The sequence below is a fragment of the Mycolicibacterium pyrenivorans genome, assembly GCF_025821625.1.
GTDB classification, from domain to species: domain Bacteria; phylum Actinomycetota; class Actinomycetes; order Mycobacteriales; family Mycobacteriaceae; genus Mycobacterium; species Mycobacterium pyrenivorans.
This window is the reverse complement of sequence record NZ_JACKSH010000134.1, coordinates 1-16,057: the sequence shown is the minus strand read 5'-3', so window position 1 is coordinate 16,057 and position 16,057 is coordinate 1. Positions and strand designations below refer to the sequence as shown.

Below are 16,057 nucleotides of genomic sequence, written 5' to 3'. Positions count from 1 at the left end.
CGGAAACACCATGGCCAAGACAGACACTCTGCTCGTATTCGACGAGACCGTGACCCGCGCAGGCATCGAGGGATGGCTCCGGCACCTCGAAACCGCAGGCACACCAACCGAGATGTACCGGCTGGGCGGCACTCTCGTCCTTTCGGTAGCCGACGTGGACCTCATCGACAAGGCGGGTCCGGAGCTTCCCGCGCCCACCCGCCAAGTGTCGAGGAACAGTGATGTCTGGTTGGGGCGCAAGGAACTTCGCCCTGGCGGGACCGAGGTCTCCTTGGGGCCGACCACGATCGGTGACGGTTCCGTCGCGGTGATCGCCGGACCGTGTGCGGTCGAGTCGCCGGAGCAGACGTTGGCCACCGCGGCCGTCGTCACCGACCACGGCGCCGTGGGCCTGCGCGGTGGCGTTTTCAAACCGCGGACCTCGCCGCATTCCTTCCAGGGCCTCCAGTGGGACGGCCTCGACCTGCTGGCCGAGGCCAGGGAGCGAACCGGCCTCCCTGTTCTCACCGAGGTGATCGACCCGGAGCACGTCAAGCGGCTGGCCGCGGTGGTCGACGGTTTGCAGATCGGTGCCAGGAACATGCAGAACTTCGCACTGCTGACCGCGGTGGGCCAAAGCGGCCTTCCGGTCGTGCTCAAGCGCGGCTTCGGCTGCACCGTCGACGAGACCATCGCCGCGGCGGAATACCTGCTACTCGAGGGCAACGACCAGGTGGTGTTGTGCGAGAGAGGTATCCGCACATTCGAGACGTCCGCGCGCTTCACGCTGGACCTCACCGCGGTCGCGCTGTGGAAGCAGCGCACCCACCTGCCGGTGATGGTGGACCCCAGTCATTCCGGTGGCCGGCCAGAACTGGTGGAACCGCTGTCGCTGGCAGCGGTCGCGGCCGGCGCCGACGCGCTACTGATCGACGTCCACGTCCAGCCGGAGCAGGCGTTGTGTGACGGCAACCAGGCGCTCCGGCCGCAACAGTTCGCCGACGTGATGGCCCGGCTCGCTCCGCTCGCCACCGGCCTCGGCCGCCACATGAGTGGCGGACCCACAGATCGGGGTCCCGGTGTTCGCTGAGAAGCTGCAGATGGCGATCGTCGGGCTCGGCCCACGCGGCTTGTCGGTCGCGGAACGCCTCTGCGCCAATGCCGATTCGCTTCTGCAGGACGGGCAGGAACTCACCATCCACCTCATCGACCCGCATGTGTTCGACGGTGGCCAGGTATGGCGAAGCACGCAGGATCGGGTGCTGTTGATGAACACCGTCGCCTGCCAGGTGACCATATTCGTCGACGACTCCGTCGACTGTGCCGGGCCGGTGGTGAGCGGACCGAGCCTCTACGAGTGGGCCCGCTCGATCGCGTTGGTCGGCAGCCCGACCGTTCCTGAGGCCGTTCGCGCCGAGGCCGCCATGCTCGGGCCGGATGATTATCCGTCGCGGGCGTTCTACGGAAGCTATCTGCAGTGGGCGCGGGACCGCATCATCTGGACAGCGCCCCCGGCTGTCAGCTTCACGTCGCACCAGTCGACCGCGGTCGACGTTCGTGACACCCCGGAGGGCTTGCAGGAGGTGGTCCTGGCCACCGGGGAGACCATCGGCGACCTGCAGGCCGTGGTGCTCGCGCTCGGTCACATGCCGCATCATCTCGGCGAGTCCGAGGCGGGCATGAGCCAGTACGCGGACCTGCACGGCCTGCGGTATATCGCACCGAGCAACCCGGCCGACGTTCCGCTGGACGCCGTCCCCGCGGGCGAACCGGTGATCCTGCGCGGTCTGGGCCTCAACTTCTTCGACTACATGGCGCTGTTCACCATCGGCCGTGGCGGCACGTTCGTGCGCGAGGCCGACGACACTCTGAGGTACCTCCCGTCGGGCCGGGAACCCCGCCTGGTCGCGGGATCTCGGCGCGGGGTGCCGTATCAGGCCCGCGGCAGGAATCAGAAGGGGCCGTTCGGCAGGCACGAGGCGCGGTATGTGACCGCCGAGGTGATCGAGCGACTGCGGGTCTGCGCCGCCGCCGGGTCACCCGCGGACTTCCGTCGGGACATCTGGCCGATGATCGATCAGGAAGTCCGCACCGTCTACTACGCGACCCTTGTGCGGGAACGTCGATGCACCTGCGACGCAGAGGAATTCACCGCCTTGTTCGCCACGGCGGAGCCCGCGACGGTACCGCTCTCCGGTGACCCGCTGGCCATCGAGGAGAGCGATGCCCAACGCAACGTGCTCACCAAGTTCGATATCGATGCCGACCAGGGCTGGGACTGGCGGAAGATCGCGACGCCGTTCACCGACGACGTCCTCAGCTCGACAGAGATGTTCCGCAGTTGGCTGCGGTCTTATCTGGACCTCGAAGTCGGGGAGGCCGACAAGGGGAACGTGACCGGTCCCCGCAAGGCCGCCCTGGATGTGCTTCGCGACCTGCGCAACGAGATCCGGTTGCTCGTGGACCATGGTGGTCTGTCCGGCGACTCCTACCGGGACGAACTGCAGCGCTGGTACATGCCGTTGAACGCCTTCCTGTCGATCGGGCCGCCGGCGGAACGCATCGAGCAGTTCGCCGCCCTGATGGATGCGGGCGTACTCGAGGTGCTCGGCCCGGACCTGCGCGTCGACTGCTCGGGCGGACGCTTCGTCGCGTACTCCCGAGCCTGCCCTGACCTCACCGTGTGGGCCGCGACGCTGATCGAGGCCCGCCTGCCGGAAACCGACCTGCACCGGACGACCGACCCGCTGTTGCGGACGCTGCTGGACCGCGGCGAGTGCCGGCCGTACCGCATCCCCATCCGCGGCGGTGGTCACTGGGTCGCCGGCGGTGTCGCGGTCACTCGACGTCCGTACCGGCTGCTCGACGCCGCGGATCGCGCACACCCGCGACGTTTCGCCTTCGGCGTCCCTACCGAGTCGGTGCACTGGGTGACCGCGGCGGGCATCCGTCCCGGCGTCAACTCGGTGATCCTCGGCGACGCGGACGCCATCGCCAGGACCTCCCTGCGCACCGCGGCGGAGCGCCGGCAGTACCCGCTGCTGCGCACCGACTTGACCGGGAGGACGGCATGAGCACTCCGGACTACGGAATTCTCGCGCCGGCGTGGGCGGCGACGGGAGCAGCCGATCTCGTCGACGACCACGCGGTGCTGACCGCGATGCTCGCCACGGAAGTCGCACTGGCCGAGGCGCAGGCCGAATTGGGCGTGATTCCCGCGGGCGCGGCGGCGGCCATCGGTGCCGCCGCCGCGACTGCACACATCGATCTCGCGGCGGTGGCCGCGGGTGTGCGCGAGACGGCCAACCCCGTCGTGGCGTTCGTCGAGCAGTTCACCGCCGCGGTCCGGACCGTCGACGCATCCGCCGCCGAGTACGTGCACCGCGGCAGCACCAGCCAGGACATCTTGGACACAGCGCTGACGCTGCTGTGCGCGACGACGCTGGACCGCATCGGAGACGACCTGCTGGAGTGCGCCGACAGCCTGGCCGGACACGCCTCTCGGCACCGGAACACACCGATGGCCGGGCGCACCCTGACCCAGCACGCCGTGCCGATCACCTTCGGGCTGAAGGCGGCCACGTGGCTGCACCTGGTGCTCGACGCCGAGGAGCGGGTGCGCCGCACCCGCGCGGTGCTACCGGTCTCCATCGGCGGCGCGGCCGGAACGCTTGGGGCCTACCACCAGTACGCGCTGGACACGCCCGATCCGGATGGTGTGACGCTGCGCCTGCCGGCGTTGGTCGCCCAGCGCCTCGGGCTGGCCGAGCCGACCCTGCCCTGGCATGGGGTTCGCACCCCCCTGGCCGACGTCGCCGCGAGCCTGATGATCACCACCGGCGCGCTCGGAAAGATGGCCGCCGACGTCCTCGTGCTCACCCGAACCGAGATCGGGGAGGTCACCGAGGAGCACGCGCCGGGGCGGGGGGCGTCGTCGGCCATGCCGCAGAAGCACAACCCCGTGTTCTCGACCCTCGTCGCGACCGCGGCCCGACAGCTGCCCCCGATCGCCCTTGTGTTGTTCGGTTCCATGGCCGTGGAAGACGAACGGTCCTCGGGCGGGTGGCATGCCGAGTGGCAACCGCTGCGGGAGTGCCTGCGCATCGGCGCCGGTGCCGCCGCCAATGCCGCTCGCCTCGCAGCAACGCTTCGGGTCTCACCCGAGGCGATGGCGGCGAACCTGCGACTGACCCGCGGCGCCATCGTCTCCGAGCGCGTCAACGTGGTGCTGGCACCGTTGCTCGGCAAGGCAGACGCCAAACGCCTACTGGCCGAGATGACTTCGGCGGCCGAGCGAGACGGTACCGATCTCGTCGACCTGCTCACCGCCGCGTTGCAAGAGGCCGGGGTGGCCGTTCCCGACCTGGACGGGCTGCTCGACCCGGCCGGCTACACCGGCATGTCCGGTCCGCTGGTCGACCGGGCACTCGAGCGCCTCGAAAAGTTCGACAAGGAGTTCGCATGAATGATGTCCCTGCGCTGGAGTTCATCCGGGCACGTACGCAGTCGATCCCCGCCGAACGGCGGGCGGAGCTGCTCGCCACACCCGGGTTCGGCGACACCTACTCCGATCACATGGTGACCGTGCGGTGGTCGGCCGAGCAGGGCTGGCACGACGCCACCGTCGGACCGCTCGCCGCGTTCTCGCTGCACCCGGCCACCATGGCATTGCACTACGGCCAAACGATTTTCGAGGGTTTGAAGGCGTTCTGGCGCCCGAACGGTCGACGGGCCCTGTTCCGGGCGAAAGACCATGCCCGCCGGTTCAACAGTTCGGCGCGCCGGATGGCCATGCCCACGCTTCCCGAGCAGGACTTCGTCGCGGCGCTGGAGGCGCTGCTGCGGGCCGATGGCGCCTGGGTGCCGCACGTCCGGGGACACAGCTTGTATCTGCGGCCATTCATGGTTGCCTCGGAAACGCACCTGGGTAACCGGCCCGCCGAGGAGTACCTGTTCGCAGTGATCGGCAGCCCGGCACGGCCCGCTTCCTCGGCGACGCCGAAGCCCATTCGATTGTGGGCGGACACCGAGCACATCCGTGCGGCGCCCGGCGGGACCGGTGAGGCCAAGTGTGGCGGCAACTACGGTGGCGCCTTCATCGCTCAGCGACACGCCACCGCCAACGACTGCCACCAGGTCGTGTGGCTGGACGCGCGGGAACGCCGGTACATCGAGGAGGCGGGCGGTTCCAACCTGTTCTTCGTGGAGTCGGGTCCCCAAGGACCTCGCCTCCGCACACCTCCGTTGAGTGGAACCCTGCTTGCGGGAGTCACCCGGGACTCGATCCTGCGGTTGGCGGGATCGCTCGGTTACCGGGTCGCCGAGGAGCCACTCACGCTCGACGAATGGGAACAGGGTTGCCGAGACGGACGAATCACCGAGGCGTTCGCGTGTGGCACCGCCCGCGCCATTGTCCCTGTCGGGCACGTGGTTTCAGCGCACCGGGACTGGCCGGTAGGGGACGGCTCCGCGGGTCCGGTCACGTCGCGGCTGCTGGAGGCATTGCTCGACATCCAATACGGCCTGGTGCCCGACGCATTCGGCTGGATGCGGCTCGTCGACACCGATCTCGAGGAGGAATGATCATGTCCGCGATTCCCAAAGTCGACTTCTACTTCGACCCGGCCTGCCCCTTCGCCTGGATCGCCTCCCGGTGGATCCTCGAAGTGGAGCACAGACGCAACATCGATCTGCGGTTCCAGGTGATGAGCGTGTCCGTGCTCAACGAGGATCGCGAGATCTCCGAGTGGTACCGGGACTTCTGCGACCGGGCGTGGGGCCCCGCACGGGTCTGCATCGCCGCCGCCCAGCACCACGGGGAGGAGGTGCTGCGTGACCTCTACACCGCACTCGGCACCCGAATCCACAACGGACGTAACAAGAACTACCCGGAGGTGATCGGTCAGGCCCTCGCCGAGGTGGGCCTGCCGGCCGAGCTCGCGGAAGCGGCGAACGGGAGCGACCACGACGAGGCACTGCGCAAGAGCCACGCCGCGGCGCTGGAACCGGTCGGCGCGGATCTCGGCACACCGGCCGTCCACATCGACGGCATCGGGTTCTTCGGGCCGGTGCTGACCGCCGTCCCGCGCGGCGAAGAGGCGGCCCGCATCTTCGACAGCGCCAGGACGCTGGCCGCCAACCCGAACTTCTTCGAGCTGAAGCGGGCTCGTTCGGGCGACCTGAACTTCGACTGACAGAACGGATGTGGACATGAAACGTATCGGGGTTGTGGAGTCGAACCGCTCCGGATCCGGGTTCGACGTATTACGGGCGGCGCGGAAGCTGGGCCTGCACGTCACCTTCTTCACCTGCGGGCTGGATCGCTACCACGCGACGCCCGGCGGCACGGAGGTGCTGCGCACCTGTGTGGACGAAGTCGTTCACTGCCCGACCCATGAGCTGGCGCCGCTGCTGGCCGCGGTGAAGGAGGCCGACGCGACGCAACCGCTGGACGCGTTGCTCTCGGTCGCCGAGTACGAGGTGGTGCAGACCGCCGAGGTGGCCCGCCAGCTCGGCCTGCCCGGTCCGGATCCGGACGCCATCCGTATTGCCCGCAACAAGGCCGACCAGCGGCGGCGCTGGGCCGAACGCGGCGTACCGATCCCGGCTTTCCGCGCCGTGACCACGGCCGAGCAGGCGGCGCAGGCCGCCGAGGAGATCGGGCTGCCGGTCGTGGTGAAGCCGGCCGACGAGACGAGCGGGGCCCACGTCGTCCGGTGCACAACCGTGCCCGAGGTGATCGAGGGTTTCACGGCGGTGCGGTCCGAACCGACGAACCGCCGCGGCCAACCGCGGCACCCCGAGGTGCTCGTCGAGGAATGCCTGGTCGGCTTCGAGGTCAGCGTGGAGATTGTGGCCGAGGCCGGATTCGTTCGGGTGCTCGGGGTGACCGACAAGCTGGTCGGGGGCGGCAACAGGTTCATCGAGCTCGGACACAGCTTCCCGACCGCGCTGCCGACTGTCATCCGGGATGAGCTGGAACAGGCCGCCGTGGCGGCGACCGTTGCGGTCGGCTTCGACCTCGGCATCGCGCACGTCGAGCTCAAGTACACCGGCACCGGACCCAAGCTGATCGAGATCAATCCACGGCCTGCCGGCGACCAGATCACCGAGCTGATGGACCGCAGCCTCGGGCTGTCCACCATGGAGCTGCTGATCCGTCAGTACCTCGGCGAGTCCGTCGGCGCCATCGAGGCGGGCCCGGTAGGGGGTGCCGCGATCCGGTACCTCACCGCACCTGCCGGCGTCGTGGACGGCGTGACCGGACTCGACATCGCCGCCGCCGTACCCGGGGTCTGCGAGGCCGTGGTGTCCGTCGAGGCCGGTGCGCGCGTCAACCCGTTGCGGGTGAACGAGGACCGCGTCGGCCACGTCCTGGCCAGCGCCGACGATCCATACCTGGCCGGTCGGATCGCTGAGGCCGCGGCCCAGCAAATCGAGGTGCGAGTAATAGGAGAAGCGACGTGACGAACTTGGTGATGGTGATGCCGTACCAGGCATACATACGGAAGGCCCAAGCCGAAGGGTTCCGGATCCACGCGATCTGGGATCCGGCCGAGGCCGAGCGGCTGTTCGGCGCGCAGGCAGACCAGTATCTGCGGGACGTCGAGGCGCTCGCCGACGGCTTCCGGGTCGTGGATTTCACCGATCACGCCGCCTATGCCGACGCGATCCGCGCGGCGGTGGAAGACACCGACGCCGACCACGTCTGGCATGTCGGTAGCGAGGAGTCGATGATGCTCGCGTACGAGGTGGCCGACGAACTGGGAAAGGCCGTCAACTCACCGTTGTCGGTCGCCCTGCTCAACGACAAGCTCGCCATGCGCACGCTGCTGCGCGACAAGGGCATCTCCTCGGTCCGGTTCGCCATCGCGGAGCACTGGACGGACGTAGCGGGTCTTCTCGCGGACTTCACGCTGCCCGTGGTCGTCAAGCCGACCACGTTGTCCGCCAGCCGGGGGATCTACCTGCTCACCGACCCGGCCGACCTGCCTGCCTGGGGCGAGACGCTGGAGGCCTACGAGTACGACGGGCCGGTGCTCGTCGAGGAGTACCTGCGCGGCCCGGAGTTCAGCGTGGAGACGCTGACGGTGCGCGGAGAGCACCACGTGATCGGCGTGACCCGCAAGCTGCTCGGCCCGCTGCCACACTTCGTGGAGCGGGGGCACCTGTTCGGCGCGCCGGCCACGGCGGAGACCAGCGGGGTGGCCGCCCTGGCGGTGGAACTGCTCGACGCCGTCGGGTACCAGTGCGGCCCGGCGCACACCGAGATCATCCTGACCGCGGACGGGCCGCGGATCGTCGAGTCGCAGGCCCGGCTCGGCGGGGACAAGATCCCGGACATCATCCAGATTGCACAGGGTTTCGACATCAAGCAGGCGATGTTCGGCGCCCTCGCAGGACGGGCGCCAGGGGCGGGACAGGCGGACTCCGTCGGGCACATCGCATACCTGAGCTTCGCCAGCGGGGTTCTGCGCTCGGTGTCGGGCGTCGACGAGGCACGCGCGCTGGATTTCGTCCACACCCTCAACTTCCCGTTCTCGGTCGGTGACGTTCTTCCGGAGACGGTGAGCTCCAAGACCAGGCACGGCTTCGTGATTCTCAGGGGCTCCGACGATGCCGCTCAGGCCATGGCTCGCGCGGACCGGGTGCGCGACCTGATCGAGGTAGAGGTGGCGGTCAGCGGTTGGAGGGTCGGACGTCAGGGATCGTGTGGCGCTCGACTGCGGATCACCCGCTCGAGGGCCTGAATGTCGGATTCGGTCTGTCGTGACAGCCAGTACGCGAGGGCGAACCCGGCGATTCCACCGAGGCACAGCACCCTGATCGGCACGATGACTTCGGCGATCTCGGAAGCGGTCAGGAAGCTCACGGCCACAATGCCGATCAACGGCACTGAGGCCGCGATCGCCAGGTAACGCGACAGTCGACGACTGAGTGCCCGCAGCTGTTCGGCCTCTCCCGGATTCGTCTGTCCGTGTGCGACCAGTTCCGGATAGACGCTGCGCACGATGTAGAACGTCAATAGAAAGAACGGATACGCGAGCGCAATTGCGCCGCACACCGCCAGGGACCCGACGAAGTGGATCGCAGATCTACCAGGGATTCCACCCGCGACGAACTGCAACGTCAGCGCGAATGTGAGCCCGGCTACCACCCAACAGCTGAACACCACGAACACCACCCGGTCACTGACGACGAGACAGTCGTGACGCGCTCGGGCCAAGGCTTCTGCGGGCGGTGCCAGCCCACGTCGCACGCGCCGCGGAACCAGGATGACGTGACGACACCAGTAGATCAGCACCGCAACGGCCAGCGGCCAGACACTCAGGTTCAGCAGAATGGTCACCAGCATGAACCGTTCCTGAGCCGGCTCGGAAAGCCTGCTGACGATTAGCAGCTGATTGTGCTGGATGTTGTATGCGGCGGCCAGCAGATTGGGAATCATGCCGGCCAGGAGCGCAATCGGCAGAAAGAACGGCCGCAGCCTCAGCCGCCAACTTTGTGAAGGCGGATCCACGAGGTCACGAGCGTGCGGATCAAGACACAACTGCAGTTGCTCGGCGAGTTCCGCGCCCGAGGCCCAGCGCTGATCACGCTCGGCGCTCAGCGCCTTCAGCAGAACTCTTCGCAGCGCGGCAGGACAGTCCGCGGGTAGCGCGTCGAGTGCCGCAGCCGAAACCCCTTGCCGGCGGGTGACCAGCATCAGTTCGAGCGCGGTGGCGTCGGCGACCGACCCGCCCGAGCGCGCCCGAGCAGCTTCTGCCGCAGAATCATCGAACGGCTTCAGACCGGTCAGCAGTTCCCACAGCATGACCGCGAGCGAGTAGACATCGCTGCGGGTGTCGAGGTTCGCCGCATCTTGCATGTGCCCGGGCCGACAGGCCATGAGCTGCTCGGGAGACATATACGACAGGGACCCGCCGAAATAGGCGAATGGGCTTGCGCCGGAAACATTGCGGGCGAAGCTGATGTTGAAGTCCGCGAGTTTGGGGGTGCCGTCGGGTGCGAGCAGTACGTTCGCCGGCTTGATGTCGCGGTGCAGGACACCCCGCGACGTCGCATAGTGCAACGCCTCGGCAAGCCGCTTCCCCAGCCACGCGACGGTCTCGGGCCAGGAAAGGCTCTCGAGCTCAGCGCGGGTCGACGATTCGGTGGGCCGGATCTCGCCGCGCGACTCCAGAGCGTTGTCCACCGCGTCGAGCAACGCCCGACCGGAGTCGGGTGGCCGCCCCGCGCGGCGAATGGCTTGAACGAGGTCGAGCAGCGTTCCGCCGGGCAGATACTGCATGTACAGCAGCCGCCAGTCTCGATCGCGGAGAATCCGCTGGTCGAAGACGCGGACGATGTAATCGTGATCAAGCTGGGCGAGGGTTTGTGGTTCGTTGCCGCGATTCTCGGAGATCTTGACTGCCACTAGTCGTTGCAGCGACCGTTGCCGGGCCAGAAAGACCCGCGCGAATACGCCGCTGCCGAGTTCGACGAGCAGATCGAAGTCGTCGTGCCGCTGGCCGACCTCGATCTGGGTGAGGCGGTCGCATGGGTTCGTGATGGAAAACGCTGATTCGAGTGTTCCGGCGCTGTTCGCGGTGTCGTCGACAGTTTCGGCCGCCGCTTGAGTCTGAGTGAGCTCGGCGGGGTAGTCGGCAGTCGGATCTGACATGAAAACCTCGTTCAGGTCACCTCGATCGTAACGGCTGCGGCACCACCAGCCTGGAGTTCTGAAGTGCAATCCTTCGTCGACGACCATCGGAAATCGAGGTTCACACGCTGACTCACAGGTGCGAAGACCCCCCAACGCAATAGGCTATTTGTATGCCTTCCCATCTGGAAATCCGGAAGCCGTCCGGACGGGAACTGATCACACTGAGCGGACCACGAGTGACGGTCGGCAAGGCGTCAACCAATAGCGTGTCGCTCGAGCACGATTCGACCGTCTCACGCTTGCATGCCGTGCTCGACAACCTCGGGTTCGCCTGGTCGGTACGGGATGTGGGGAGTCGTAATGGCACCTATCTCAATGGGGAAAAGATCTCCGCCGAGCGGGTCCTGCGTTCCGGGGACGAGTTGCGAGTCGGCAATTCACGGTTGATCTTCTGGGAAGCGAAGGAAGGCGACCAAACAGCTGCCGGTGAGGAAACGTTTGCTGCCGCCCCAACCGAGCCCCCGCCGCAGTTGACCCGGCGCGAACTCGAGGTCTTGGTGGTCCTGTGCCGCCCGCTGGTTTCCGACGACCCATTTCCAGCGCCTGCGTCGGTCCGTCAGATGGCCCAGGACCTATTCGTCACCGAGGCAGCCGTCAAACAGCACTTACAGAACTTGTATGACAAGTTCGCCATCCCCGCGGAGGGAGAGCGCCGGGTCCGTCTGGCCAACGAGGCCATCCGGCGTGGGGCTGTCACCCTCGCCATGCTGCGCGACAGCGGCAATCAGGAAGGATGACCGCACTCCGCAAGCACGCGCCAAAGGCGTCGTAATGGTCTGCACTGCAAACGGATTCGAAATCCGGACCTCGACGCCGAAACATCTTTCCGTGGCATCGGCCACTGGGTTCGTCGCCGCGTGGAGAATCCTGTAACCCTTACTGCTGCGACGATCACCCAAGCAGTAGGATCGTTGATGGCTCATGGAGCCGCCCGGCCGCGTTAGCTCAGTTGGTAGAGCGTCGCTCTTGTAAAGCGGATGTCGAGAGTTCGAGTCTCTCACGCGGCTCCAAACTCGTCGGTCCTGAAAGCGGGGGTCGCCTTCTGCACGAACGCATGCCGGCAGTCGCACCGTCACCGCTTCCTGGAAGCCTGGCTCGAGACCGGAGTCTTGTGGCCGCACGTCGTACCACGGTCATTCACTCGTCGACGTCGAAAGCCCGTGGCGGCGTCACCGGGCGATTGGTCGCACGGCTCCACGTGCGACGTCCGGGAAACGGAATCCGGTCGGCGATGTTGCTGAGCGGGTTGACCACCTGACTGAGCACGATCACCGCCTCCCGCAGCGCCTCGATCGTCGGCTCCAGCGCCTCGAGCCCCGGTGCGAGACGGTTCAACGTGTCCGCGACGGTCGCCAGCTGCTCGAGCGGACCGTTGCGAGCCGTGAGCGTGTCGACGACGCCGCCCTCGGCGAACAGCCGGTCTGCCACGCCGTCCTCGGCCAACAACCGATCGACCAGGCCGTCCTCGGCCAGCAGCTGGTCGACCAGCCCGCCGGGTTCGATCGCGCGCATGAGGCCGCCGTCGTCCTGGGTGAGTCGATCCAGCGCACCGCCGGACGCGGTGAGCCGGTCCACCACACCGCCGGGTTTCAGCAGCCTGTCCAGCGCGCCGTCCGGCGCCAGGGCGCGTCCCAGCGGCTGGTCCTCGTCCATCAGCCGGGCCAGCCGGTTGGCCCGCTCCACGGCGTCGTCGATCCCGAGCAACTGCGCGAAGGTGGGCGTTCCCGGCTTGCCGCCTTCCGGGGATTCGCCCAGCGAGCGGTAGGCGACGTCGATGGTGCCTCTGGCCACACCGATGCCCGCGTCGGCGACGGCCAAGCCGACGCGCACGGGTGCGAAGGCGAGATCCGCCAGGGCTTTCCCGAAGTTCATCCGCCCAGTCTATGGACAGGGCAACATCGAACTCACAGGAAGCGCACAGCTAGTGCGCAGCGTTTTTCCCAGCGAATGGGTGGACATTGAGGAACATGGCGATGCCGATTCCGGAAAGCGTTCCCGAGGCGCGGGTCCTGGTGGTCGACGATGAGGCCAACATCGTCGAACTTCTGTCCGTGAGCTTGAAATTCCAGGGTTTCGAGGTGCACACCGCGTCCAACGGCGCCGCTGCCCTCGACAAGGCGCGTGAAGTGCGACCTGACGCGATCATCCTCGACGTCATGATGCCCGGCATGGACGGCTTCGGGCTGCTGCGGAGGCTGCGCGCCGACGGCATCGACGCCCCGGCTCTGTTCCTGACCGCACGCGACAGCCTGCAGGACAAGATCGCGGGTCTGACGTTGGGCGGCGACGACTACGTGACCAAACCGTTCAGCCTCGAAGAGGTGGTTGCCCGGCTGCGGGTGATACTGCGCCGGAGCGGTCGTGGCCCCGAGGAGCCCCGCACCTCACGGTTGACGTTCGCCGACATCGAACTCGACGAGGACACCCACGAGGTGTGGAAGGCGGGCGAGCCCGTTCCGCTGTCCCCGACCGAGTTCACGCTGCTGCGGTACTTCATCATCAACGCAGGCACGGTGCTGTCCAAGCCGAAGATCCTCGATCACGTGTGGCGCTACGACTTCGGCGGTGACGTGAACGTCGTCGAGTCGTACGTCTCCTACCTGCGCCGCAAGATCGACACCGGTGACAAGCGGCTGCTGCACACCTTGCGTGGGGTCGGTTACGTCCTGCGGGAGCCGCGATGAGTGAGCGCTTGCGCGAAGAGCCGACAGTTGCGATGAGTAGCCCTCGCGCGAAGAGTCGACAATAGGGGTGTGACGGGTCTGATCAGACGCGGTGGTGTCCCGCTCCGGGTGGGGCTGGTGGCGGCCACGTTGGTGCTCGTGGCCTGCGGGCTGCTGGCATCGGGCATCGCGGTGACGACGATCCTGCAGCACAGCCTGATGAACCGTGTCGACGACACCTTGCTCGATGCTTCCAGGGGCTGGGCGCAGGTTCCCCGGCGACTGCCCGTCACCCCGATCGAAGACCCCAACCCGGCGCGTCCCCCCTCGGATTTCTATGTCCGCGGCATCGACCCGGACGGACACATCTGGATGGCGGTCAACGACCGCGTCGCCGAGCCTGCGTTGCCCGCCGACAACAACGTCGGACCCGTGCCGGTCACCGTCGGGTCGGTCGACCACTCCGACGTCCAATGGCGCGCGATGACGGTGCGCGGGTTGCACGGTGAGCTCACCACGGTGGCCATCGACCTGTCTGACGTGAAGTCGACGATGCGGTCGCTGGTATATGCGCAGGCCGGGATCGGCGCCGCGGTCCTGTTGGTGCTCGGGGTTGCCGGTTATGCCGTCGTGCACCGCAGCCTGAGGCCGCTGGCGGAGGTCGAGCAGACGGCGGCCGCGATCGCGGCGGGACAGCTTGACCGCCGCGTACCGCAACGGGACCCGAGAACCGAGGTCGGACGACTGTCGTCGGCGCTCAACGGAATGCTGGCGCAGATCCAGCGTGCGATGGCGTCGTCGGAACTGTCGGCAGAGCAGGCCCGCACCTCCGAGGACCGGATGCGCCGCTTCATCACCGACGCCAGCCACGAGCTACGGACTCCGCTGACGACGATTCGTGGCTTCGCCGAGCTGTACCGCCAAGGTGCCGCCCGTGATGTCGAGATGCTGATGAACCGCATCGAAAGTGAGTCGCGCAGAATGGGTTTGCTCGTCGAGGACCTGCTGCTGCTGGCCCGGCTCGACGCGCATCGACCGCTGGAGCAGCATCGGGTGGATCTGCTGGCCCTGGCCGCCGACGCGGTGCACGACGCTCAGTCGATCGCGCCGCAGCGCAGCATCCGCATGGAGGTTTTCGACGGGCCCGGCACCCCTGAGGTTCTGGGCGACGAGGCCAGGCTTCGTCAGGTGCTGAGCAACCTGGTGGCCAATGCCCTGCAGCACACCCCGGAGACCGCCGGGGTCATCGTGCGGGTGGGAACCGAGGCCGACGCCACTGTTCTCGAGGTGTGCGACGAGGGTCCGGGCATGCGGCCAGACGACGCGCAACGCATCTTCGAGCGCTTCTACCGGGCTGACTCGTCGCGGACGCGTGCCAGCGGCGGCACCGGTTTGGGCCTGTCGATCGTCGACTCGCTGGTGCACGCCCACGGTGGCAAGGTCAGCGTGACCACCGCACCCGGGTACGGAAGTCGCTTCCGGGTCACCCTGCCGCGCTACGCCGACGCAGCGATGCCGGTCAGCGCAGCTCCGCCAGCGCAGCCTTGATCTTCGTCTGGGCCTCGTCGAGCGACTCCGGTGACGGGTTGCGGTCGACGTTGGCGAAGCCGAAGTCAGCCAGGTCGCGTGCCGGGAAGACGTGCACGTGGAGGTGGGGCACCTCGAGGCCGGCGATGATCACTCCGGCGCGGTCGGCGTCGAAGGCCTTGCAGACCGCTTTGCCGATGAGCTGTGAGACCTCCATGACTCGGCCGAACACGGCGGGCTCCAGGTTCTGCCACTGGTCGATCTCGGCCCGTGGCACGACCAGCGTGTGGCCCTGCGTCATCGGCTCGATCGTCAAGAACGCCACGATGTCGTCGTCCTGGTAGACGAATCTGCCGGGGATCTCCCCGTTGATGATTTTCGTGAAGACGGTCGCCATGCCGCCCACGCTACTCAGAAGGGTGGTGGGTCTGAATGGCGGCTCAGCCCACGCATACCCAGATGGTCAGGCCCACGACCAACGCGGCGACAACCGCGAGCAGGATCGTGTCTGTCGTACGAAGACGTGGCGCTTCTGATGAGCCCATGCGCAATTCGCGGGCGATCAGGAACAGGGGAAAGGTGACGCTGAGCGCGATGGCGAATCCGCCCGCAATGTAGAGCCAAACGAACTTGACACCGTGCTTCCTGGCTTCGACAACCATCAGAATCGCGACCGCGAGGCCGAGCAGCAGCACGTCCGCCGTGAACAAGCGAGAGGCCGGCGTCACCTTCAAGTCGTTTGTGAAGTCGAGCAGGTACCCGGCCGGCTCGGCGAAGTACGCCACATTCTGACTCCCCGTCGTGATGAGCGCGGCGACAGCGATAGCGGCGTATACGACACAAAGCATCTTGCGGGGCGTGGGGATGGATGATGCTTGGTCGGCTTGGTCGGCTTGGTCGGCTTGGTCGGCTTGGTCGGACGTTGTCATGTCCTTACGCTAGAGCGAACCAAACCGGCTACATTTGCGACTGGACAAGAACTTTCCGCGAGAGGCCGCTAGCGTCACTGCCGCGAAACCTATGCATCGGCCCAAGGCGAAGGGCCTTACTCGACCGCGCCGCCGTCCGGCGACTCCTCGAACACGTGTGGCGCTCCTAGTGTTCTAGTGGGTGCCTTTTCGCTGTTCAGCGGTTCTTTTGGTTGAGACTCAAGCGTTCTCGGCGTGTTATTGCGCAGATGAGG

At 67.1% G+C, this 16,057-nt stretch carries 14 protein-coding genes and 1 tRNA gene; 11 read left to right on the top strand and 4 right to left on the bottom strand.

What is annotated here, in order from left to right; translation table 11 throughout:
- Positions 1-10: 10 nt before the first annotated feature.
- The 7 genes from aroF to H7I57_RS16315 are packed head-to-tail and all read left to right on the top strand — an operon-like array spanning position 11 to position 8,729.
- Positions 11-1,069 (top strand): 3-deoxy-7-phosphoheptulonate synthase, encoded by a 1,059-nt coding sequence (gene aroF, locus H7I57_RS16345; protein WP_264024668.1) that lies wholly within the window; start codon positions 11-13, stop codon positions 1,067-1,069.
- The gene (locus tag H7I57_RS16340) at positions 1,059-3,053 is read left to right on the top strand and encodes an FAD/NAD(P)-binding protein (protein WP_264024667.1); all 1,995 of its coding nucleotides are present in this window, start codon (positions 1,059-1,061) and stop codon (positions 3,051-3,053) included. Before aroF ends, H7I57_RS16340 begins: the two co-directional genes overlap by 11 nt.
- Complete coding sequence (locus H7I57_RS16335; RefSeq protein WP_264024666.1) at positions 3,050-4,444, top strand: class-II fumarase/aspartase family protein; 1,395 nt, start codon at positions 3,050-3,052, stop codon at positions 4,442-4,444. Before H7I57_RS16340 ends, H7I57_RS16335 begins: the two co-directional genes overlap by 4 nt.
- Positions 4,441-5,562: a branched-chain amino acid aminotransferase gene (locus H7I57_RS16330; RefSeq protein ID WP_264024665.1), complete on the top strand. Its 1,122-nt coding sequence runs from the start codon at positions 4,441-4,443 to the stop codon at positions 5,560-5,562. The genes H7I57_RS16335 and H7I57_RS16330 overlap by 4 nt, the downstream gene beginning before the upstream one ends.
- A gap of 2 nt (positions 5,563-5,564) precedes the next feature.
- A complete protein-coding gene (locus H7I57_RS16325; RefSeq protein WP_264024664.1) occupies positions 5,565-6,173 on the top strand; it encodes a mycothiol-dependent nitroreductase Rv2466c family protein in 609 nt (202 codons plus the stop codon).
- Positions 6,174-6,189: 16 nt separating this feature from the next.
- Positions 6,190-7,446, top strand: coding sequence for an ATP-grasp domain-containing protein (locus H7I57_RS16320; RefSeq protein WP_264024663.1), 1,257 nt, complete (start codon positions 6,190-6,192; stop codon positions 7,444-7,446).
- The gene (locus H7I57_RS16315; protein WP_264024662.1) at positions 7,443-8,729 is read left to right on the top strand and encodes an ATP-grasp domain-containing protein; all 1,287 of its coding nucleotides are present in this window, start codon (positions 7,443-7,445) and stop codon (positions 8,727-8,729) included. The genes H7I57_RS16320 and H7I57_RS16315 overlap by 4 nt, the downstream gene beginning before the upstream one ends.
- Here H7I57_RS16315 and H7I57_RS16310 read toward each other — a convergent pair.
- Positions 8,681-10,642 (bottom strand): serine/threonine-protein kinase, encoded by a 1,962-nt coding sequence (locus tag H7I57_RS16310; protein WP_264024661.1) that lies wholly within the window; start codon positions 10,640-10,642, stop codon positions 8,681-8,683. The genes H7I57_RS16315 and H7I57_RS16310 overlap by 49 nt on opposite strands.
- A gap of 152 nt (positions 10,643-10,794) precedes the next feature.
- Between H7I57_RS16310 and H7I57_RS16305 the strand changes: the two genes are divergently transcribed.
- A complete protein-coding gene (locus tag H7I57_RS16305) occupies positions 10,795-11,421 on the top strand; it encodes an FHA domain-containing protein (protein ID WP_264024659.1) in 627 nt (208 codons plus the stop codon).
- Positions 11,422-11,618: 197 nt separating this feature from the next.
- A tRNA-Thr gene (locus tag H7I57_RS16300) sits at positions 11,619-11,694 on the top strand.
- A gap of 127 nt (positions 11,695-11,821) precedes the next feature.
- On the opposite strand, the gene H7I57_RS16295 is transcribed toward H7I57_RS16300, so the two are convergent.
- Positions 11,822-12,556 (bottom strand): hypothetical protein, encoded by a 735-nt coding sequence (locus tag H7I57_RS16295; protein ID WP_264024658.1) that lies wholly within the window; start codon positions 12,554-12,556, stop codon positions 11,822-11,824.
- Positions 12,557-12,651: 95 nt separating this feature from the next.
- On the opposite strand from H7I57_RS16295, the gene H7I57_RS16290 reads away from it, so the two are divergent.
- Together H7I57_RS16290 and H7I57_RS16285 are read left to right on the top strand one after the other, a co-directional pair.
- A complete protein-coding gene (locus H7I57_RS16290; RefSeq protein WP_264024657.1) occupies positions 12,652-13,368 on the top strand; it encodes a response regulator transcription factor in 717 nt (238 codons plus the stop codon).
- Between the two features lie 69 nt (positions 13,369-13,437).
- Positions 13,438-14,895, top strand: coding sequence for a sensor histidine kinase (locus H7I57_RS16285; RefSeq protein WP_308204371.1), 1,458 nt, complete (start codon positions 13,438-13,440; stop codon positions 14,893-14,895).
- Here H7I57_RS16285 and H7I57_RS16280 read toward each other — a convergent pair.
- Both H7I57_RS16280 and H7I57_RS16275 read right to left on the bottom strand, forming a co-directional pair.
- Entirely contained in the window at positions 14,867-15,271 is a 405-nt protein-coding gene (locus H7I57_RS16280) for an HIT family protein (RefSeq protein WP_264024656.1), read from the bottom strand. The genes H7I57_RS16285 and H7I57_RS16280 overlap by 29 nt on opposite strands.
- Positions 15,272-15,314: 43 nt before the next feature.
- A complete protein-coding gene (locus tag H7I57_RS16275) occupies positions 15,315-15,803 on the bottom strand; it encodes a DUF2834 domain-containing protein (protein ID WP_264024655.1) in 489 nt (162 codons plus the stop codon).
- Positions 15,804-16,057 lie beyond the last annotated feature (254 nt).

Coding starts and splice junctions, on each gene's coding strand:
- aroF (WP_264024668.1), top strand. CDS start 11: ATGGCCAAGACAGACACTCTGCTCGTATTCGACGAGACCGTGACCCGC.
- H7I57_RS16335 (WP_264024666.1), top strand. CDS start 3,050: ATGAGCACTCCGGACTACGGAATTCTCGCGCCGGCGTGGGCGGCGACG.
- H7I57_RS16330 (WP_264024665.1), top strand. CDS start 4,441: ATGAATGATGTCCCTGCGCTGGAGTTCATCCGGGCACGTACGCAGTCG.
- H7I57_RS16325 (WP_264024664.1), top strand. CDS start 5,565: ATGTCCGCGATTCCCAAAGTCGACTTCTACTTCGACCCGGCCTGCCCC.
- H7I57_RS16320 (WP_264024663.1), top strand. CDS start 6,190: ATGAAACGTATCGGGGTTGTGGAGTCGAACCGCTCCGGATCCGGGTTC.
- H7I57_RS16310 (WP_264024661.1), bottom strand. CDS start 10,642: ATGTCAGATCCGACTGCCGACTACCCCGCCGAGCTCACTCAGACTCAA.
- H7I57_RS16305 (WP_264024659.1), top strand. CDS start 10,795: ATGCCTTCCCATCTGGAAATCCGGAAGCCGTCCGGACGGGAACTGATC.
- H7I57_RS16295 (WP_264024658.1), bottom strand. CDS start 12,556: ATGAACTTCGGGAAAGCCCTGGCGGATCTCGCCTTCGCACCCGTGCGC.
- H7I57_RS16290 (WP_264024657.1), top strand. CDS start 12,652: ATGGCGATGCCGATTCCGGAAAGCGTTCCCGAGGCGCGGGTCCTGGTG.
- H7I57_RS16280 (WP_264024656.1), bottom strand. CDS start 15,271: ATGGCGACCGTCTTCACGAAAATCATCAACGGGGAGATCCCCGGCAGA.
- H7I57_RS16275 (WP_264024655.1), bottom strand. CDS start 15,803: ATGACAACGTCCGACCAAGCCGACCAAGCCGACCAAGCCGACCAAGCC.